Below are 15,607 nucleotides of genomic sequence, written 5' to 3' on the forward strand. Positions count from 1 at the left end.
GATCAGCCTAGGTGCGACCGGCACGCGGGCAGGACGGCCCGGCGGGCAGATCTCCCTCGCGCGTACACCCGGCGTGGCCCGGATCCGGGTCTGGTTGTCTGACGTCGTGGAGATCGGAGACTGGGCGGTTTTGTTGACGGCGGCGACGGCCGCGGGCTGGGTGGACGCGGTGGTGGGCGGCGGCGGGCTGATCGTGCTGCCGACGCTGTTCGTGGTGGCGCCCGGTATCGCGCCGCAGACCGCGCTGGGCACCAACAAGCTCGCCGCGGTGGCCGGGACGAGCGCGTCGGTGCTGACCTTCGCGCGCAAGGTGCCGATGCGCTGGCGGGTGCTGCTGCCCGCGGCGGTGATCGCCGCGGCGGCGGCCGCGGTGGGCGCGGCCGCGGTCTCGCTGATCGACCGCGAACTGTTCATCCCGATCGTGATGGTGGTGCTGGTGGGCGTCGCCGTGTTCGTCACGCTGCGCCCGTCGATCGGCGTCACCCTGGCCACGCATCCGCCCACCCGGCGCAAGGTGGTTCTCACGGTGGCGCTGGCGGCCGGGTTGATCGGCTTCTACGACGGGCTGCTCGGGCCCGGCACCGGCACGTTCCTCATCATCACCTTCGCGACGCTGCTCGGCACCGAGTTCGTCCGGGCCGCCGCCATGGCCAAGGTGATCAACTGCGGGTCCAACCTCGGCGCTCTGTTGTTCTTCGGGGCGACCGGGCACATCCTCTGGGCGCTGGGCGCGGGAATGGCCGTCGCGAACGTCCTCGGCGCCGTGGTCGGCGCGCGCATGGCGCTGCGCAAGGGCGCCGAGTTCGTGCGCATCGTGCTGCTGGTTGTGGTGATCGGGATGGTGATCCGGCTGGGCTGGCAGCAGTTCGGCTGATCAGCCCACCGGTTCGGCGCGTTGGGCGAGCCAGGGTCGCAGCACCTGCGAGGTCGTCTCGTGGATCCTGCGCTGCAGGCGCTCGGCGTCCTCGACGCCGGCCACCGGTTGCTGGAACAGCACCGTCAGCGCACCCGACACCGCGCCGACGACCGCGCCCACCAACGCGGCGGCGCCGACCTCGTCGAGTTCGGCGGGGAACGCCTTGTGCAACTGTCTGGCGATCTCACGCTGGGTGACCAGCTGGGCGTGCGCGGCGCGGCCGCTCACCGCCGGGACGGTCCGCGACACCTCGGCGCGCAGCGCTCCGATCCGGGCGTAGAGATCGTCGACGAGGTGCTCACCGGGATTGTCGCCCGCGGCACGCAGCGCGCGCAGCAAGACCTCGACCGGGCGTTCTCCGGGACGTCTGCCCGCGATGGCCACCACCGCCGCGCGCACCCGCTCGTCGGATTCCGGGAAGAGCAACTCTTCCTTGCTGGCGAAATAGTTGAAGAACGTGCGGGTGCCGACGTCCGCCGCGGCGGCGATGTCGGCCACCGTGGTCTCCTCGTAGCCTCTGGTCTCGAACAGCTCGGCTGCGGCTTCCAGGATGGCTCGGCGGGTACGTTCGCGTTTGCGGTCACGAAGGGCGGATGGCGGCACGCGGGCACAGTACGGCATCCGGCGAGCAACACGCCGTAGGCGCGAGTGTCCCGCGCGCCGTTCACCCTGCGCCGCGCCACATCCGGCGCGCACCGGCACGCGATGCGTTTTCGCACAGCGTGTGATCACCGCGCGGGCACCGGCTAGGTTGGTGCGGGTGAGCATCGCGACTTCCAGAGACGTGGACGCCGAGTTCCTCGACCTGCCCTTGGCCGCGCTCGCCGACGCCGCCCTGAGCGCGGCCACGGCAGCGGGCGCCCAGCACGCCGACCTGCGGGTGCATCGCCTGGTCACCCAGTCGATCCGGTTGCGCGACGGCCGGGTCGAGGCCGTCACCGACAGCACGCGGCTCGGCTTCGCCGTGCGGGTGATCGTCGACGGCACGTGGGGTTTCGCGTCGCACGCCGCGCTGACACCCGCCACCGCCGCGGAGGTGGCGCGCACCGCGGTCACCGTCGCCACCACGCTGCGCGCCCTCAACCGCGAACGCGTCGAACTCGCCGACGAGCCGCGCTACGCGGGCGCGCGGTGGGTCTCGGAGTACGACATCGACCCGTTCACCGTGCCGACCGGCGAGAAGCTCGCACTGCTGCAGGACTATTCGGAACGCCTGTCGCACGCCGACGGGGTCGACCACGTCACCGCGAGCGTGCTGCAGGTCAAGGAGCAGACCTACTACGCCGACACCGCTGGGTCCTCGATCACCCAGCAGCGGGTCCGGCTGCACCCGAGCCTCGAAGCGATCACGGTGGACACTTCGGCGGGAGTGTTCGAGACGATGCGCACACTGGCGGCGCCCGCGGGCCGCGGCTGGGAGTACGTCACCGGCGCCGACGGCGTGTGGGACTGGGACGGCGAACTCGCCCGGATCCCGGAGTGGCTGGCGGAGAAGGTGAAAGCGCCCAGCGTGCAGGCCGGGCCCACCGACCTCGTCATCGACCCGACCAACCTGTGGCTGACCATCCACGAGTCCATCGGCCACGCCACCGAGTACGACCGGGCCATCGGCTACGAATCCGCTTACGCGGGAACCTCGTTCGCCACGCCGGACAAGCTCGGCACGCTGCGCTACGGCACCCCGATCATGCACGTGACCGGCGACCGCACCGAATCGCACGGGCTGGCCAGTGTCGGCTACGACGACGAGGGCGTCGCCGGGCAGCGCTGGGATCTGGTCCGCGACGGGGTCCTGGTCGGCTATCAACTGGACCGGGTGTTCGCGCCGCGTCTGGGTTTGCAGCGGTCCAACGGCTGCTCGTACGCGGACTCCGCGCATCACGTGCCGATCCAGCGGATGGCCAACGTCTCGCTGCAACCCGACCCGGACCGCGACACCAGCACCGAGGAGCTGATCTCCCGCGTGGAAGACGGCCTGTACATCGTCGGCGACAAGTCGTGGTCGATCGACATGCAGCGCTACAACTTCCAGTTCACCGGGCAGCGGTTCTTCCGCATTCGCGGCGGCAAGCTGGACGGCCAGGTGCGTGACGTCGCCTACCAGGCCACCACCACCGATTTCTGGGGTGCGATGGAAGCCGTGGGCGGGCCGTCGACCTGGCAGCTCGGCGGTGCGTTCAACTGCGGAAAAGCGCAGCCCGGCCAAGTCGCCGCGGTCAGCCACGGCTGCCCGTCGGTGCTGGTGCGCGGCGTCAACATTCTCAACACCCGGACGGAGGCAGGCCAGTGAGCGACGATCTGTTCCCCGCGAGCGTGACCGTGGAGCGGGCACTGGCGCTGTCCCGCGCCGACGAGGCGATGGTGATCGTCCGCGACGAGCACGAGGCGTCGTTGCGCTGGGCCGGGAACTCCATGACCACCAACGGGTCCTCGGTGTCGCGGGACTGGGCGGTGATCTCGGTGTTCCGCGAGGGACCCACCCTCGCCCGCGTCGGCACGATCGCCTCGACCAGCGTCGACCCCGAGGACATCGAAGCCGTCGTGCGCGCCAGCGAGGCGGCGGCGCGCGACGCCGAACCGGCGCGGGACGCGATGCCGCTGCTGGAGCCGGACACCGTCGACGACGACTGGACCGCTCCGGCCGGTAGCACCGGCATCGAGGTGTTCACCGGCCTGGCCGACGGCTTGGCCGACGGCTTCGACAGCGCCGATCGCCTCTACGGTTTCGCGCACCATCAGATGCACACCACCTGGCTGGGCACGTCGACCGGCATCCGCCGCCGCTTCGTGCAGCCCACCGGTTCGGTGGAGATCAACGGCAAACGCGGCGAGGGCGCGGAGCTGGCCAGCGCGTGGGTCGGCGTGGGCACCGCGGACTTCACCGACGTCGACGTGTCCGGCCTGCTCGCGGACCTGTCCCGACGGCTGGACTGGGCCAAGCGCAAGGTCGAGCTCCCCGCAGGCCGCTACGAGACGTTGCTGCCGCCCTCCACCGTCGCCGACCTGATGATCTACCTGGCCTGGTCGATGGAGGGGCGGGGCGCGCAGGAGGGCCACACCGCGTTCGCGCGGGCCGGCGGCACCCGGGTCGGCGAGCGCCTGAGCGATATCCCGCTCACGCTCTACTCGGATCCGCGCGCTCCCGGGCTGGAATACCGCCCGTTCGTGGCGGCGACCGCGTCGTCGGAATCGATGTCGGTGTTCGACAACGGCTTGGCCGCCGAACGCGTCGACTGGCTGCGCGACGGCGTGATCTCCGCGCTGATCTATCCGCGCGCCACCGCTGCCGAGTTCGGCGCACCCGCCACTGTCCCGGGCGAGAACTTGCTGCTCACCGGCGGTTCCGAGGCCACCATCGACGACATGATCGCGCGCACCGAACGCGGCTTGCTGTTGACCACGCTGTGGTACATCCGCGAGGTGGACCCGGCCACGCTGCTGCTCACCGGTCTCACCCGGGACGGGGTCTATCTGGTGGAGAACGGCGAGGTGACCGCCGCGGTGAACAACTTCCGGTTCAACGAGAGCCCGCTGGACCTGCTCCGGCGGGTGAGCGAGGCGGGCGCCACCGAGCTCACACTGCCGCGCGAATGGAAGGACTGGTTCACCCGCACCGCCATGCCGCCCTTGCGGGTTCCCGACTTCCACATGTCGTCGGTGAGCCAGGCGACCTGACGCCGCGGGTCAGGCCGCGGGGCTGATCTCGATGCCGATGGTGCCCGACTTGCCGCGCCGCAGATTGCTGCCGAGGATGACCAGCGGGCCGGTGAGCCAGTACTTGCGCCGCAGCAGCTTGCGCACGTGTTCGGTGCCCTCGGCATCGAGGAGCCGTCCGGTCCCTTCGATCACCGCACCGCGCGGTTTGCCGCTCGCACTGCACGGTTGCAGGGTGACCGCCGGATTGCGGCGCAGGCGCTTGACCTTCCAGCTGTCGGTCACGGTCCAGACGTACAGTTTGCCGTTCTCGGACACCGCCCACACCGCGGTGCCGACGGGAGTTCCGTCCTTGCGGAAGGTGGTCAGCAGCACGTAGTCGGCCTCGGCGACGGCGTCCAGCGAATTCGTCATGCGGGCAGCGTATCCCGCGTGCCGTCGCGACGAGCGGCGCGGGAAGGCGGCTCCGCTCGACGCGCGGACGTCCACAGCCGTGACCTACTCCGGCATCCGGTACTCCCCCGCTTCCAGGCGCGCCAGCACGCCCTCGGTCCACGTCGACAGGTTCCCGAACACACCGCTCCACAGCTCCAGCAGATCGGTCGCGTGCGGCGCTTCGTAACGCCCAGGGTAGTCCGGGATCATGGCGAGCAGGTCGGCACGCACTTCCTCGCTGCGGCGGCGCTGTTCGCGCAGCTTCGCGATGACGTGCGCCCTGGGCAACGCGTCCATGAAGGCGATGCCCGCCCCCAATTCCTCCATATCGACGCTGACCAGCGCTTCGTCCATCAGCCGGTGGAACTCCGCCACACCCGCCTCGGTCAGCTCGAACAGCGTGCGCCCCGGGCCCTGGTCGCTGGCCTGGGTGCCGAACGCGCTCAGCTTTCCCTCGCGAGTCAGCTGCTTGAGGGCGTGGTAGATCGAGCCCGGCTTGACGTTGGTCCAGGTCTCGGCACGCCAGGACAGCAGTTCCTGGCGCACGGCGTAGCCGTGGACGGGCTGGCGTAGACGCAGCACTCCCAGCACCAGCAGGCGCACCACCGACATCGCGCGCTCCTTTCGCTCGGAACGCATGGTAGTCAAGTTTGACTTCCACGATCGAGCCGCCCTACGCTTTGCTAGTCAAAATTGACTACCGCAGGAATCGGGAGGATTCATGGGCGATACGGCGGTGCCGCAGCTCTGGACCAGCGATCTGGCCGGCACGCTCGAGTTCTACAAGACGCTGGGCTACACGGTGACGCACGAGCAGACCCGCCCCTACGTCTACGGCGCGGTGGAGGATCACGGCTGCGCCCTGCACTTCGTGCCGGCCCCCAAAGACACGGAGGTTCCCGCCGAACGCACCGGCTGCCTCGTCATGGTCGACGATGTCGCGCACCGGCACCAGGATTTCACCGCGGCGCTGCGCAACCGCTACGGCAAGGTCCCGGCGAAGGGTCTGCCCCGGATCACCCGCTTCCGGCCGGGGCAGACCCGGTTCACCGTGGTCGATCCAGCAGGCAATCAGCTGATCTACATTCAGCGCGACGAACCACCGAAGGTGGAGTACGGCGGCTCCAAGGAGCTGACCGGGCTGGCCAAGGTGCTGGACAACGCCCGGATCCTGCGCGATTTCAAGATCGACTACCCAGCCGCGTTCCGTGTGCTCGAGGTCGGTCTCGGCCGGTATCGGGCCGAGGCGCCGCGGCTGGACGTGGCGCGGGCACTGGCGGCGCTGGCCGAACTGGCCGTCGCCCTCGAGGACCCCGGCCGCGCCGAGTCTTTCCGGACCGAACTGCGCGCGATGGAGCTGTCCGCCTCGGAGCGCGCGTCCCTGGCCGGCGAGCTGCGCGCCTCCGACGACCTGGCCTCCTGGCTGTCGGAGATCTAGCCGGCGCACTCACGCCGCGGTGAGCACCTCCGGCCCGTCCGGCGTGATGGCGACGGTGTGCTCGGAGTGGGCGGTCCGCGAGCCGTCCGCCGAGCGGATGGTCCAGCCGTCGGGATCGGTGACGATGCGGTCGGTCGTGCGCGCGAACCAGGGCTCGATCGCGATGGTCAGTCCGGGCCGCAACCGATAGCCGCGCCCGGGGCGGCCATTGTTCGGCACGTGCGGGTCCTCGTGCATGGTGCGGCCGAGGCCGTGTCCGCCGAATTCGGTGTTCACCGGATAGCCGTAGTCCCGCGCCACCGCGGCGATGGCGGCGGAGATGTCGCCGATGTGGTTGCCAGGCACCGCGACGGCGATCGCCGCGGCCAGCGCCTCCTCGGTCGCCCGCACCAGCCGCAGGTCCGCGTCCGCGGCGGTGCCGACGACGACCGTGGTCGCCGCGTCCGCGACCCAGCCATCGATGCCGACCGCGAGGTCCATGGTCAGCACATCGCCGTCGCGCAGCGCGTAGTCGAACGGAAGACCATGCAGCACAGCATCGTTCACCGACAGGCACACGGTGTTCCGGAACGGCCCGCGCCCGAACGAGGGCGCGTAGTCCCAGTAGCAGGACTGCGCGCCGCGCTCGCGGATTCGTTCCCGGACATGGGCTTCCAGGTCGAGCAGGTTCACTCCCACCCGGGCCCGCGCACGCAACCCGGCGAGCACGTCGGCGACGAACCGACCCGCCACTCGCATCCGCGCGATCTCCGCGGGGCTCTTCAACTCGACCATCAATCCTCCACTGTGCTGGTATTTTAATACCAGCCTAGCCTGATCGGTATTTTAATACCAGCCGGGTAGCTTGCGATGCCGGAACACCGTCCGTAGCCTGTGCGCATGGTCCGCCTCCCGTTGACTCCCGCGCAGATCGAGGCGGGCCGCCGCCTCGGCGCCGCCTTGCGCGCGGCGCGCGCGGATCGCGAACTCACCGATGTCGCGCGGGCGGCCGGGATCTCCCCGGAAACGCTGCGCAAGATCGAGACCGGCCGGTTGCCCTCCCCCGCCTTCGGCACCGTGGTGGCCTTGGGCCAAGCGCTGGCGGTCCCGCTCGACGACCTCGCGGACATCTGGCGCTCGGCCGGACTCGCCGAATCCGCCTAGGCCGGGCCGCCGGCCGCCTTCGGATCGATGGCGATGCCGACGGACGCGTCCGCGCCGCGCAACAGCTTGTGCCCGCGAATGGCGAGCTTGCCGATGATGCCGTACTTGTCCGCGACCACCTCCCGCACCCGCTGTGTGCCGTCCGCGTCGAGGATGCGCGCACTGCCGGGCAAGACCTCCTCCCCGGTGGGGCGGCCCCGTCCGTCGCAGGCTTGCAGCGTGACGTCCGGATTGCGGCGGATCCGGCGCACCTTCCAGGTCGTCGGATTGGTCCAGACGACGATCCGGTCACCATCCGGTGCGACCCACACGGGTGTGCCGACCGGCGTCCCGTCCTTCTTGAAGGTGGTCAGCAGGACGAACTTGCTCTTGCTCATCTCGTTCCACGTCATAGGGAAACGGTAGGCCCGAGCGACGGCGGCGACATCCGGCCGGAGAACGGTCCGCGGTTACGCATGCGGACGTAGCCGCGAGCCGGAGCGGCGCCGCCCCGCTTCCGCTATCCGCGATAGTGGCGGAAGAACGTGCGAACATCCGCCACGAACAGCTCCGGTTGCTCGGCCGCGGCGAAGTGCCCGCCCTCGGTGTACTCGGTGAAATGCTCGATTCGACCGTCGGGGTCCATCACCCGGCGCATCAGCGGATGCGTGTTGAACACGGCCCATCCCTGCGGGACCCCGGACGGCGCGACCCAGGCCATCCCGGAATGGGCTGTCTCCCAGAGGAATTGCGCCGCCGACGCGCCGCTGCGGGTGAACCAGTAGATGCTGACGTTGGTCAGCAGCAGGTCACGGTCCACCGCCGTACCTTCCACCCGCGCCGGATCGGTCCATGCCTGGAACTTCTCCGCGATCCAGCCGAGTTGCGCGACGGGTGAATCGGTCAGCGCGGCCGCTACCGCGTTCGGCTGGGTGGTCTGCAGCGTGAGGTATCCCTTCTGCTGGTCCCACTTCTCCCGCGCGGCGGCGAGGGCGGCGAGTTCGGCATCGGCGAGCCCGTCCGGCATCGGCAGTTGCTCGCCCACCAGCCCGAGCGTGCCCTGGTCGCTGTTCACGTGCGTCGCGATCACCCGTTCCGGATGCGTCGCGGCCAGCCGCCCGGTGACACCGGCGCCGATATCGCCGCCCTGCGCCACGAATTTCTCGTACCCGAGCCTGCTCATCAGCTCCGCGAACGCCTCGGTCGTGCGCGCCAGTTCCCACCCTGTCGAGGCCAGCGGCGTGGAGAATCCGAATCCGGGCAGCGACGGGATCACCACGTGGAACGCATCCGCAGGATCACCGCCGTGCGACCGTGGATCGGTGAGCGGGCCGATCAGATCGAGGAACTCGACCACCGAGCCCGGGTAGCCGTGGGTGAGCAGCAGCGGAATCGCTTCCGGCTCCGGTGAGCGGACATGGAAGAAGTGAATGGTCTGCCCGTCGATCTCGGTGGTGAACTGGGCGTGCGCGTTCATCCGCGCCTCCTGCGCTCGCCAATCGAACTCGTCGCGCCAGTACGCCGTCAGTTCCCGCAGATAACGCGGCGCGATTCCGCGTGCCCAATCCGTGTCGGTGCCCGGCACCGCGTGCGGCAACCGTGCCCGTCCGAGCCGGTCCCGCAAGTCGTCGAGGTCCGTCTGCGGGATGTCGATGCGGAAGGGCCGGATCTGCTTCGTGTTCGTCATGCGCACCACTGTTCCGCCCATTGCGGAAGAATCGCTTCCGCAATGTAGAAATCGGGTCCTCGATTCCCTGTGCGTTCGCAAGTTCCCGTGGCACCGACTCACGGAGCGCCGAGAATGGGTGTCATGACGGCCTGGCACATCGACGGCGCGGCCGGCTCGGCGGCTCGAGCGGCTCCGGCCGGGGATCGAGCGGAAGCGCCCCGGGGCACGGACCTGATCTGGTATGCCGCGTACGGCTCGAATATGAGCCTCACCAGACTGCGCACCTATCTTCGGGGCGGCAGGCCGCAAGGGGGGACGATCACGCTGCCCGGCTGCCGTGACCACGCCGACCCGATCCGCTCGACGCCCCTCCTGCTGCGGGGCGTGCTTTACTTCGCCACCGAATCGCTGACCTGGACCGGCGGCCGCGCCTTCTACGACCCGAGCTGCCCGGGCGAGATCGCCGTGCACGCCCACCTGCTCACCGGCGAACAGTTCTCCGACATCGTGGCGCAGGAGATGTATCGCCCGCCGGGAGCGGAGGTGGACGCGCGCCGGGTGATCGAAGAGGGCAAGGTGACGCTCGGTCCCGGACGGTACGAGACCTTGGTGCACGCGGGCACGCACGCGGGACACCCGGTGCTCACGTTCACCGCGCCCTGGCGCTGTCGCGACGTACGGGGCAATCCACCCGCCGCCGCCTACCTGCGCCACATGGCGGCGGGCCTGCGCGCGGCACACCGCTGGTCCGCCCGGGCGACCGCGGGCTATCTCGCCACTCGCCCCGGCGCCGACCTGCGGTGGACGCCCGAGGCAGTGCACGGCCTGCTCGGCGCGGACGACGTGCGCGGCCGGATCTACGAGGAGACCGCGGCCGCCCCGGGCCACGCCACGACCGGCGATCCGTCCTCGGAGTCCCGGTAGCTCCGTGCGACCAACGCGGCCCGCAGGTACCACACCCCGGATGCCTGGGCGGGGTCGAAGCCGGTGAGCTGGCCGATGCGCTTGAGCCGGTAGTCCACGGTGTTCGTGTGGATGTGCAGCGATCGCGCGGTGCGCTGGCGATTCAGATTCGTGCCGATGTGCCGTTTGAGGGTTTCGAGCAGCTCGGGGTGCTCATCGAGCGGATCGAGCAGTGTCCGAAGGGTTTCCAGTCCCGGTCCGGGCCTGGTGAGCTGGTATTCCAGCGCCAGGTCGTCGAAGCGGAACAGCCCGCGCGTCCAGCGCAGCCGCTGCACCATGTCGAGCAGCTCGTGCGCGCGGTCGGCGGCCGTCGGCACCTCGACGGGCGTCGCGGCGATCACCGTCGCGACGATGGGGACCTGCGCCGCGCGGCCGAGCCGGTCCACCAGTTCGTCGAGCGCCTTGTCGTCGGGCGAGGCGGACGGCAGCAGGATGGTGCCGCCGTCGACGCTGAGCAGCGACAGCACCGTTTCGCCGCAGCGGGTCGCGAGTTCGGACTGCACCCGGCGCAGCTTCCGCCGCGCCACCACCGCACCGTCGAGTTGCGGATTGCGCTCCTCGGGATGCGGCGGGATGGCGAGCGCGAGAACGGAATACGAGTCGGCGATCTGGATGCCGCATTCGCGGGCCATGGTGAAGGTCGGGTGCCCGCCGAGCAGGGCCGAGGCCAGCGTGTGGGCGGCCGTGTGATGCTCGCCGACCACGGCGCGCAACTCGGTCACATAGGCGCGCGACACGGTGGAGGTGATGGTGTCCAGGATTTCCAGCAGGCGGCGGCTGATGTCCTTGAGACTGTCGAAATCGGCGGCGGTCGCGTTCGCGACGATCAGATCGAAGCCGAGCTTGAATCCCTCGTGCACGGCGTGGTGGATGGTGTCGATCGGGATGCCCTCCCGCGCCCAGCCCGCCGCGGCGTTGCGCAGCAGGAGGGTCTTCTCCGGAATGTCGGTGCCGTCGAGCATGCTCACGGCCAGTTCCAGGCACAGCCGGGTGATGTTGGTGATGTCGCCGTTGAGCGCCTCGCCGGGCAGCGTCCGGCAGTGCGCGACGGTCTCGATGAAGTGGCCGACCATTTTGCGAGACAGATTCCGCACGTCCCGTAGCGAAGAACTGGCCGGGCGGCCCGACAGGGTCAGATCCGGGCCTGCCGAATCGGTGATGGACATGTGACTCCTTCCCTCCCCGATCGCGGAAAGTACTCAACGGTAACTTGACCGGCTCGGCGTGCCGAGGGCCGAGCCCGCGGTTGGGGACAGCACCCGAACCGCGCCGTGCCCGCCTGTGAAGGCTCACAACTCGTATTCGCGCGGTCGAATTCTCTCGATCCCCGTCGTAACGTCGGTGGCAGCAGGGTCGCCGGGCGGAGGGAGGGCCATGAACATCGGCCCGCACGAAGAAGATCGGGACGGCGTCGAGGTGTCCGCGAGATTCGATCGTTGCGCCCATCGCGGCGGTCCGGACGCGCTGATCAGAATGGGTTTGGAGCTGGCCCTCGTCTTGGTCGACGCGGCCGAGGCGGCCGGGAGCCTGGCGCTGGGCCGGTTCGAGCACGCGGCGAACCGGTGCGCCCAGGCGGGCATCCCGATCGAAGCGGTGCACGCCGTCCTGCGCGACAGCGTCGACGCGGGCTTCGCCGTGCCCGTGACCGACTCGCCCGGCGAACGCGCACCGCGTGACCGAGTCGAGCCCGGGGTGCTCAGCGAATTCCTGGAGGCGCTGAACTCGGTGGTGGCGCGCAGCTACGCCAACTGATCCGGCCGAATGGTCACGGCGCGGCACTCACAGTGCGGCGACGAGCGCGGCGCTCTCCAGCGCGCAGCCGTGACCGATGGTGATGCCGGAGCCACCGTGGCCGTAGTTGTGGACGACGGGCGTACCGGGCAGCACGGCGGTGTCGAGTTCCACGCGGACCGCACGGCGGCCGGGGCGCAGCCCCACCACGGTCTCCAGCACTTCGCTGTCGGCGAGACCGGGGGCCAGATCGCGGCACCGCCGCAGAATCGACCGGGTGAGTTCGGGATCCGGCGCGGTGTCCCATTCGCCGGTGTCCAGGGAACCGCCCAGGACGCAGTCGTGCGCGCGCGGATGGACGTAGGCGCGGCCGAGCGGATGGGCTTCGTCGCGGACCGACACCGACAGCCCGGGATTGGCGACCCGCACGATCTGCCCGCGGATCGGGTACACCTCCGGGTCGTCGACCAAGTCGGCGGCCCGCAGACCGGCGCAGTTGACCACGACGTCCGGAGACAGGTCGGCGAGATCCTCGAGACTCCGCACCGCCCGCAGCACACGGCGCGCGCCCGCGGCGTCCACTTGCGCGCTGAGGAACGGCAAGTAGGCCGGCATCTCCACCAGGGGCACTTCGAACCGGAACCCGAATTCGTAGCCGGGAGGCAGCTCGCGGCGCTCGGCGACGCGGAACGAGCGCACCGATCGCGACCAATCCGGTATCGCGGGCGCGTCGCGGTACAGCGCCATGGACTCGCACATCCGCACGCCCGGCGCACCGGCCGCGGCCAGCGCGGCCAGATGGCCGAAGGTGGTCTCACTCCACGCCCGGACGCGATCGGCCGGCCCCGCGGCGGTCGGAAACCACACCGCGGCGGCGAGGAAGGACGTCGTCGCCGTGAGGGGCTCGGCGCTGACCACGATCACCTCGTGCCGCGCGCGGAGCAGTTCGGCCGCGGTGGACAGACCCGAGATGCCCGAGCCGAGGACGACGATCCGCATGGCAGCGAGACTATCGAGACCGGCCTGCCCCGCGCCGTTCCCGCAGCACCGCCCGTGGGAGGCGCCGTTCGGCCGGGCGGCTCAGTCGGCGTCGTCGAGCGACGTGACGCCGGTGGTCATGGCCACTCCCGGCCACTGCGGCCCCACGCAGGTGGCGGCGACGGTGCTGCCCGCCGCGAAACCGCCGCGGCTCTCGCCGGTCCGGGCCATGTCGACCCGCGGACCGGCCTGCTCGGCCGAGCCGACGAGCAGACAGTTCCACTCCTCCGCCTGCGGCTGGCTGCTCACCGCGATGGTGCCCTCCTCCTGCGTGTCCGCCGACAACGTCGGGCCCGCACCGGCCGCCCCGGCGCCGGCGGCGGCCACGATCGCGGCGGAGCTCCCAGTCACGGCGAGCCGTAAAGCGATCCGAAACATGCGACAACTCCTCTTCGAAACGCCCCCTGCCGTTCGCGTTGCCGCCTCCCGATCGTTCAAACCCGCTTCGCGACGGATGGCAGTCGCTCGGCGACCTGGTGATCGACTGGACTACGCGGCCGGGCCCTGGGTATTGCGATCACATGGACGATGGGCTCCTGACCGTCGGCGTGGAAGAGGAATTCCTCCTCGTCGATCCCCGTACCGGCGAACCGCTGGCACGCAATGTCGAAGTCGCGCGCACCGCCGAGGAGATCGGCATCGATCTGCAACTCGAGTTGACCCGCTGCCAAGTGGAGACCAGCACCGCGGTGCACACCGAGATCGGCGCACTGCACCGGCAATTGCGCGACTTGCGCCGCGGCATCGCCGCCTGCGCGGAGCGCAACGACGCGCGTCTGCTCGCCGTCGGTATCCCGCCGACCGTCCCGCACGACTTCCCGGTCACCGATACCCCGCGTTACCAGCGCATCGCCGAGAACTTCGGCATGCTCGCCCACGAGCAGGGGCTGTCGGGCTGTCACGTCCACGTGGGCGTTCCGGACCAGGAAACGGCGATCCAGATCAGCAACCACCTGCGGCCGTGGTTGCCACAACTGCTGGCCATGACCGCGAATTCGGCGATCTACCGCGGTTCCGAGACCGGCTTCGCCAGCTGGCGCAGCATCCTGTGGCGGCGCTGGCCCAGCGCCGGACCACCGCCGTATTTCGACTCCGCGCGCGACTACGAGGCGATGGTCGCGATGATGCTCAACAGCGGCAGCATCCTGGACAAGCAGATGGTCTACTGGGATGTCCGTCCGTCGGTCTCGTTCCCGACCGTCGAAGTGCGGGTCAGCGATATCCCGGCGACGGTGGAGGAGACCGCGCTCCTGGCGGCACTGGTGCGCGCGATCGTCGTCATGGCGCGCAAATCGCTGGCCGCGGGGCAGTTCGCCCAGCCGGTACCCGCCGAGGTGCTGCGGGCCGCGTACTGGAAGGCCGCCCGTTCGGGACTGGCCGGAGACGGCGTCGATCCCCACGACGGCAACGTGACGCCCATGCGCGACCTGCTGTTCCGGCTGATCGAGCACGTCGGGCCCGCGTTGGACGAGGCAGGTGACCGCCGGTTCGTCGAGGAGGCGTTCGCACGCCTGCTCACGCGCGGTAACGGCGCGCACCGCCAGATCGCGGCGCTGCGGGCGCGCGGTGAGATCGATGACGTCGTCGAGGCGGTGGCGCGCGCGACCCTCGAAGGGTGCGACTAGCCGCGAAACGCGCGGCTCGGCCCGTTCAATCGAGCGGGACGACAGCCAGCCGCGCCGAGGTGGGTCGCGGCGATCCCTGCGCGGGTTCGATCGTGAGGGCCAAGACGTCCGCCGGGGCGAACTCGGTCGTCACGTCCAGCGTCGGCATCGTGGTCAGCACGCCCGCCGAACGCGCGGCGCCCGTGGCGGACACCACCCAGAGCTGATAGGACTGTCCGGGCGGTGGCGGGGGTACCGCGTCGAAGCCGACCGCGACGGCTGCGAGCCGGTCCGACGTGCGCACCGTCAGGGTGCCGCCGACCGGCAATTCGATCAGCCTGGATCGCGCGTCCGGTTGCCGCAGGATCTGGTCGCCCGCGACCGGCTCGACGTGCGACCCCGCGATCCGATCGGCTACCACCACGGCGCCCGCACCAGCTCCGATGGCCACCGCGGCGACTACCACCAGCCGGATCGCGCGGCGTCGACCGGACAGCCGGCGCAGGTCACCGCCGCGGCGGCGCGAATCCGGGCCGGAGTCGTCGATCGCCCGGAGAATCTTCGATTCCAGAGTGGGCGGCGGGTTCACCGCGGCGGTCACGCTCAGCGCCGCCAGCGTCTCCCGGATCCCGTGCACCGCGGCCGCGAACGCCGCGGCGGTGCGGGAATCGGCCGTCGCGACCCGGTCGTCGATGTGCCTGCGCTCGATCTCGGCCACCGCGTCCATCGCGTAGGGGTAGGCCAGGTCGAGCAGATCCCCGCGGGACGGCTCGGTGCCGGTCATGGCCGATCACCATTGGCCCCGGCCCGGAGCGCTGGGGGCGCTTCGTCCACCGGTCGCGCGTTCGCCGCCGGCGCGCCGCGCGAACGGACCGGGGACTCCGCAGGCGACCGACCGCGCGAGGAGCGACCCGCGCCGCGGTCTCGGCGCACCTGCCCTGTGCCAACCCGCATGCCTTGACTTCGCGGCGAACGGCCGCACGGATTGGATTCTCGCCCTATCGGGCGCGAACACCGGTACTCTTCTCGTCCGCCGG

General features: G+C 70.4%; 18 protein-coding genes. 8 read left to right on the forward strand and 10 right to left on the reverse strand.

Translation table 11 applies throughout. From position 1 onward, the window contains the following. Positions 1–106: 106 nt before the first annotated feature. On the forward strand, positions 107–874 hold the full coding sequence (locus tag ABZ552_RS15910; RefSeq protein ID WP_039798343.1) for a TSUP family transporter: 768 nt from the start codon (positions 107–109) through the stop codon (positions 872–874). Here ABZ552_RS15910 and ABZ552_RS15915 read toward each other — a convergent pair whose 3' ends face one another. Beyond that, the gene (locus ABZ552_RS15915; RefSeq protein ID WP_281879539.1) at positions 875–1,519 is read right to left on the reverse strand and encodes a TetR family transcriptional regulator; all 645 of its coding nucleotides are present in this window, start codon (positions 1,517–1,519) and stop codon (positions 875–877) included. 163 nt (positions 1,520–1,682) lie between these two features. Here ABZ552_RS15915 and ABZ552_RS15920 point away from each other — a divergent pair, with 163 nt between their 5' ends. Then, entirely contained in the window at positions 1,683–3,206 is a 1,524-nt protein-coding gene (locus tag ABZ552_RS15920; protein ID WP_281880918.1) for a TldD/PmbA family protein, read from the forward strand. A gap of 68 nt (positions 3,207–3,274) precedes the next feature. Beyond that, positions 3,275–4,591 (forward strand): metallopeptidase TldD-related protein, encoded by a 1,317-nt coding sequence (locus ABZ552_RS15925; protein ID WP_281880917.1) that lies wholly within the window; start codon positions 3,275–3,277, stop codon positions 4,589–4,591. Between the two features lie 9 nt (positions 4,592–4,600). Here ABZ552_RS15925 and ABZ552_RS15930 read toward each other — a convergent pair whose 3' ends face one another. Continuing rightward, entirely contained in the window at positions 4,601–4,984 is a 384-nt protein-coding gene (locus tag ABZ552_RS15930) for a PPOX class F420-dependent oxidoreductase (protein ID WP_281918104.1), read from the reverse strand. A gap of 84 nt (positions 4,985–5,068) precedes the next feature. Then, positions 5,069–5,644 (reverse strand): PadR family transcriptional regulator, encoded by a 576-nt coding sequence (locus ABZ552_RS15935; protein ID WP_281918103.1) that lies wholly within the window; start codon positions 5,642–5,644, stop codon positions 5,069–5,071. 82 nt (positions 5,645–5,726) lie between these two features. On the opposite strand from ABZ552_RS15935, the gene ABZ552_RS15940 reads away from it, so the two are divergent. Beyond that, entirely contained in the window at positions 5,727–6,443 is a 717-nt protein-coding gene (locus ABZ552_RS15940; RefSeq protein ID WP_281918102.1) for a glyoxalase, read from the forward strand. 9 nt (positions 6,444–6,452) lie between these two features. Here the strand turns inward: ABZ552_RS15940 and map are convergent, their stop codons facing one another. Continuing rightward, positions 6,453–7,217, reverse strand: coding sequence for a type I methionyl aminopeptidase (gene map, locus ABZ552_RS15945; RefSeq protein ID WP_357437917.1), 765 nt, complete (start codon positions 7,215–7,217; stop codon positions 6,453–6,455). 105 nt (positions 7,218–7,322) lie between these two features. Here map and ABZ552_RS15950 point away from each other — a divergent pair, with 105 nt between their 5' ends. Continuing rightward, complete coding sequence (locus tag ABZ552_RS15950) at positions 7,323–7,586, forward strand: helix-turn-helix transcriptional regulator (protein WP_084488594.1); 264 nt, start codon at positions 7,323–7,325, stop codon at positions 7,584–7,586. Here ABZ552_RS15950 and ABZ552_RS15955 read toward each other — a convergent pair. Both ABZ552_RS15955 and ABZ552_RS15960 read right to left on the reverse strand, forming a co-directional pair. Then, on the reverse strand, positions 7,583–7,978 hold the full coding sequence (locus ABZ552_RS15955; RefSeq protein ID WP_281879533.1) for a PPOX class F420-dependent oxidoreductase: 396 nt from the start codon (positions 7,976–7,978) through the stop codon (positions 7,583–7,585). The two genes, ABZ552_RS15950 and ABZ552_RS15955, sit on opposite strands and share 4 nt — an antisense overlap. A gap of 107 nt (positions 7,979–8,085) precedes the next feature. Then, positions 8,086–9,252, reverse strand: a complete 1,167-nt coding sequence (locus ABZ552_RS15960; protein ID WP_357437921.1) for an epoxide hydrolase family protein — start codon at positions 9,250–9,252, stop codon at positions 8,086–8,088. A gap of 123 nt (positions 9,253–9,375) precedes the next feature. Between ABZ552_RS15960 and ABZ552_RS15965 the strand changes: the two genes are divergently transcribed. Continuing rightward, positions 9,376–10,158: a histone deacetylase gene (locus ABZ552_RS15965; protein ID WP_357437923.1), complete on the forward strand. Its 783-nt coding sequence runs from the start codon at positions 9,376–9,378 to the stop codon at positions 10,156–10,158. Here ABZ552_RS15965 and ABZ552_RS15970 read toward each other — a convergent pair. Continuing rightward, positions 10,092–11,363: a helix-turn-helix domain-containing protein gene (locus ABZ552_RS15970; RefSeq protein WP_281879529.1), complete on the reverse strand. Its 1,272-nt coding sequence runs from the start codon at positions 11,361–11,363 to the stop codon at positions 10,092–10,094. The genes ABZ552_RS15965 and ABZ552_RS15970 overlap by 67 nt on opposite strands. A gap of 208 nt (positions 11,364–11,571) precedes the next feature. Here ABZ552_RS15970 and ABZ552_RS15975 point away from each other — a divergent pair, with 208 nt between their 5' ends. Next, positions 11,572–11,949: a hypothetical protein gene (locus tag ABZ552_RS15975; RefSeq protein ID WP_281879528.1), complete on the forward strand. Its 378-nt coding sequence runs from the start codon at positions 11,572–11,574 to the stop codon at positions 11,947–11,949. 27 nt (positions 11,950–11,976) lie between these two features. Here the strand turns inward: ABZ552_RS15975 and ABZ552_RS15980 are convergent, their stop codons facing one another. Continuing rightward, positions 11,977–12,927, reverse strand: a complete 951-nt coding sequence (locus ABZ552_RS15980) for an FAD-dependent oxidoreductase (protein WP_281879527.1) — start codon at positions 12,925–12,927, stop codon at positions 11,977–11,979. Between the two features lie 81 nt (positions 12,928–13,008). Continuing rightward, positions 13,009–13,344, reverse strand: a complete 336-nt coding sequence (locus ABZ552_RS15985; protein WP_281879525.1) for a hypothetical protein — start codon at positions 13,342–13,344, stop codon at positions 13,009–13,011. Positions 13,345–13,487: 143 nt separating this feature from the next. Between ABZ552_RS15985 and ABZ552_RS15990 the strand changes: the two genes are divergently transcribed. Then, positions 13,488–14,591, forward strand: a complete 1,104-nt coding sequence (locus ABZ552_RS15990; protein WP_281879524.1) for a glutamate--cysteine ligase — start codon at positions 13,488–13,490, stop codon at positions 14,589–14,591. A gap of 25 nt (positions 14,592–14,616) precedes the next feature. On the opposite strand, the gene ABZ552_RS15995 is transcribed toward ABZ552_RS15990, so the two are convergent. Further along, positions 14,617–15,354, reverse strand: coding sequence for an anti-sigma factor (locus ABZ552_RS15995; RefSeq protein ID WP_357437926.1), 738 nt, complete (start codon positions 15,352–15,354; stop codon positions 14,617–14,619). Between the last annotated feature and the right edge of the window lie 253 nt (positions 15,355–15,607).

Origin of the sequence: Nocardia sp. NPDC019219 (genome assembly GCF_040632645.1) — a bacterium.
GTDB lineage: Bacteria > Actinomycetota > Actinomycetes > Mycobacteriales > Mycobacteriaceae > Nocardia > Nocardia sputorum.

Coding starts and splice junctions, on each gene's coding strand:
- ABZ552_RS15990 (WP_281879524.1), top strand. CDS start 13,488: ATGGACGATGGGCTCCTGACCGTCGGCGTGGAAGAGGAATTCCTCCTC.
- ABZ552_RS15975 (WP_281879528.1), top strand. CDS start 11,572: ATGAACATCGGCCCGCACGAAGAAGATCGGGACGGCGTCGAGGTGTCC.
- ABZ552_RS15985 (WP_281879525.1), bottom strand. CDS start 13,344: ATGTTTCGGATCGCTTTACGGCTCGCCGTGACTGGGAGCTCCGCCGCG.
- ABZ552_RS15925 (WP_281880917.1), top strand. CDS start 3,275: ATGGTGATCGTCCGCGACGAGCACGAGGCGTCGTTGCGCTGGGCCGGG.
- ABZ552_RS15935 (WP_281918103.1), bottom strand. CDS start 5,644: ATGCGTTCCGAGCGAAAGGAGCGCGCGATGTCGGTGGTGCGCCTGCTG.
- map (WP_357437917.1), bottom strand. CDS start 7,217: ATGGTCGAGTTGAAGAGCCCCGCGGAGATCGCGCGGATGCGAGTGGCG.
- ABZ552_RS15965 (WP_357437923.1), top strand. CDS start 9,376: ATGACGGCCTGGCACATCGACGGCGCGGCCGGCTCGGCGGCTCGAGCG.
- ABZ552_RS15940 (WP_281918102.1), top strand. CDS start 5,727: ATGGGCGATACGGCGGTGCCGCAGCTCTGGACCAGCGATCTGGCCGGC.
- ABZ552_RS15960 (WP_357437921.1), bottom strand. CDS start 9,252: ATGACGAACACGAAGCAGATCCGGCCCTTCCGCATCGACATCCCGCAG.
- ABZ552_RS15995 (WP_357437926.1), bottom strand. CDS start 15,354: ATGACCGGCACCGAGCCGTCCCGCGGGGATCTGCTCGACCTGGCCTAC.
- ABZ552_RS15950 (WP_084488594.1), top strand. CDS start 7,323: ATGGTCCGCCTCCCGTTGACTCCCGCGCAGATCGAGGCGGGCCGCCGC.
- ABZ552_RS15955 (WP_281879533.1), bottom strand. CDS start 7,978: ATGACGTGGAACGAGATGAGCAAGAGCAAGTTCGTCCTGCTGACCACC.
- ABZ552_RS15930 (WP_281918104.1), bottom strand. CDS start 4,984: ATGACGAATTCGCTGGACGCCGTCGCCGAGGCCGACTACGTGCTGCTG.
- ABZ552_RS15970 (WP_281879529.1), bottom strand. CDS start 11,363: ATGTCCATCACCGATTCGGCAGGCCCGGATCTGACCCTGTCGGGCCGC.
- ABZ552_RS15980 (WP_281879527.1), bottom strand. CDS start 12,927: ATGCGGATCGTCGTCCTCGGCTCGGGCATCTCGGGTCTGTCCACCGCG.